The sequence below is a fragment of the Devosia sp. genome (assembly GCF_017307565.1).
Classification (GTDB): Bacteria; Pseudomonadota; Alphaproteobacteria; order Rhizobiales; family Devosiaceae; genus Devosia.
Genome location: NZ_JAFKHD010000526.1, coordinates 1 through 2,237 on the forward strand (window position 1 = coordinate 1; position 2,237 = coordinate 2,237).

The 2,237-nt window shown below is 61.9% G+C and carries 4 protein-coding genes; all 4 read left to right on the forward strand.

What is annotated here, in order from left to right:
- Positions 1-110: 110 nt before the first annotated feature.
- The gene (locus tag J0I64_RS22565; RefSeq protein WP_291412542.1) at positions 111-623 is read left to right on the forward strand and encodes a peptidylprolyl isomerase; all 513 of its coding nucleotides are present in this window, start codon (positions 111-113) and stop codon (positions 621-623) included.
- Positions 624-833: 210 nt separating this feature from the next.
- On the forward strand, positions 834-1,253 hold the full coding sequence (locus tag J0I64_RS22570; RefSeq protein ID WP_291412544.1) for a hypothetical protein: 420 nt from the start codon (positions 834-836) through the stop codon (positions 1,251-1,253).
- Between the two features lie 107 nt (positions 1,254-1,360).
- The gene (locus tag J0I64_RS22575; protein ID WP_291412548.1) at positions 1,361-1,810 is read left to right on the forward strand and encodes a DMT family transporter; all 450 of its coding nucleotides are present in this window, start codon (positions 1,361-1,363) and stop codon (positions 1,808-1,810) included.
- Between the two features lie 100 nt (positions 1,811-1,910).
- Positions 1,911-2,237: S-adenosylmethionine:tRNA ribosyltransferase-isomerase (locus J0I64_RS22580; RefSeq protein ID WP_291412546.1), on the forward strand; the 327-nt coding region annotated here is incomplete at its 3' end.

Consider the following 2,237-nt stretch of genomic DNA (forward strand, 5'->3'; position numbering starts at 1 on the left):
TGGGGGAGGTTGGGAGGGGGTGGGGCCGCGTGCTTCGATCCTCCAGCCTTGCGCTCCCCAACTAATAGCCCTAAATCCGGGCCACTTCATTTCTCAAGAAAGCGAAAATCATGGCCGATTACGCCGATCCCGAAAACACCCTCGTCATCGAAACGACCAAGGGCAACGTGGTCATCGCGATGCGTCCGGACCTGGCCCCGGGCCATGTCGACCACATCAAGAAGCTGGCTCGCGAAGGTGCTTATGACGGCGTGGTGTTCCACCGCGTGATCGACGGCTTCATGGCCCAGACCGGCGACGTGAAGTTCGGCAATTCCAACTCGTCCGACTTCAATCCCTCGCGCACCGGCACCGGTGGTTCGCAGTACGCCAACCTGAAGCAGGAATTCTCGGCCGAGCCGCACGTTCGCGGCACCGCCTCGATGGCTCGCGCTCAGGATCCGAACAGCGCCAACTCGCAGTTCTTCATCTGCTTCGGCGATGCGCGTTTCCTCGACCGTCAGTACACCGTCTGGGGTCAGGTCATCGAAGGCATGGAAAACGTCGACCAGATCAAGCGCGGCGAGCCCGTGATCAATCCGGACAAGATGGTTTCGGTCAAGGTTGCGGCCGACCTCGCCTAAGCTTTTGCTGGCGGCTTCGGCCGCCAGCCTTTCGCTCGCGGGCAGACGCGGGCGCGCCGGTCCTTTGTCGTGGGGCAGGCCTCAGAGCATAAACGACACTGCCAATCCCAATATCGAATGCATCTTGGTTGGTCTGCGCGTGGCGTGGGACAAGACCTCGAATGATGGCCGGCTCCGTAACCGCCGATGCACAGCTCGATAGGGGACAAAATGCTCAGAACGTGGATCTTTGCGCTGGTGACAGTCCTGTCTCCGGCGGGAGCCTATGCGCTCGATACCGTGACCTGCGCCGACGCCAAGGGCGAGGTTTCGCTGACCTATGTCATCGGCCAAGCCTTCGTGCAGCCCATCCTCAGCGTCGAGATGCAGCTTACGGACGATTTTGGCGTGTCGACCAATGGTGACAGTCCCGATTATGACGGCGAATACATCTCGCGCGGCTTTGTCGGTGAGGACGTCGAGGGCGCGGACGTATCCTGGCGCGACGACAAGGCAAAGGAGCATCTCACTCTCAGCTTCCGCATCGGCCGCGTGTCCGAAGGACAGAAGGCTGCCGTCGGCGGCGTTCTGTCAGTCGTGGGTGGCGGGCTGTGGACGGTGTCGTGCCGGTCGAGCAATTTAGGGATGTAGCGCCCCATCCAAATGTGTGGGTCCACAGGGCTCAAAAGGGGATACCATTTCAGGTCTGGGCTCTCCGGCCGATTCTACCGAACCTTCCAGGATCGAAGACTTTGAAGATGGATACTCTGCTCTGGGCGCTGATGGGCGTCTTCGCGGGCGCCTGCATTGCCGTGCAGGCGCCGATCAATGCCAGCCTCGGCCGGACGCTCGAAGTGCCGATCGCGGCGGCGGCCGTGTCATTTCTCGCCGGTGGCGTGGTGCTCTGGGCGCTGGCCTTCGTCTTTAGCCACGTGACGGCGACACCGATCAATTTCGCCGCGCCCGCGCGCTGGACCCTGATTGCGGGCGGTCTGCTGGGTGCTTTCTACGTCTTCTCCAATATCACTCTGACGCCGATGATTGGCGCGGCGGCGGTGATGGCGCTCTCTGTGACCGGGCAACTGATGGCGGGCCTTGTGCTCGACAAGGTCGGCTTCATGGGCATGGCCGTGCGCGAGATCACCATGGGTCGCGTGGCCGGCGCCGTATTGCTGGTCGTGGGCGCCCTGATGATCCGGATGCTTTAGACGCCGACATGCCTCCGACTAGGGCAACTTTGTTGCCATTTCTCCGTTTTCGTTCGGCGAGAAGCTACGTTTTGCGTAGTAGTCATGCTAACGAGCCGATATGCGTGTTTCCGAATTCGACTTTGACCTGCCCGAAAAACTGATCGCCTTGCACCCGGCCGAGCCGCGCGATTCCGCGCGCCTGCTGCTGGTGCGACCGGGCGAGGCCCTTGAAGACCGGCACATTCCCGATCTTCTCGAAATCCTGCGGCCGGGCGACGTTCTCGTGGTCAATGATACGCGGGTTCTGCCGGCAGAACTGCGGGGCACCCGGGTGCGCGGCGAGACGCGCGCCAATGTTTCGTTCAACCTCCATAAGCGCGTGGACGCCCACACTTGGCGTGCCTTTGCGCGGCCAGCCAAGAAGCTGGCGCTGCTGGATGAACTG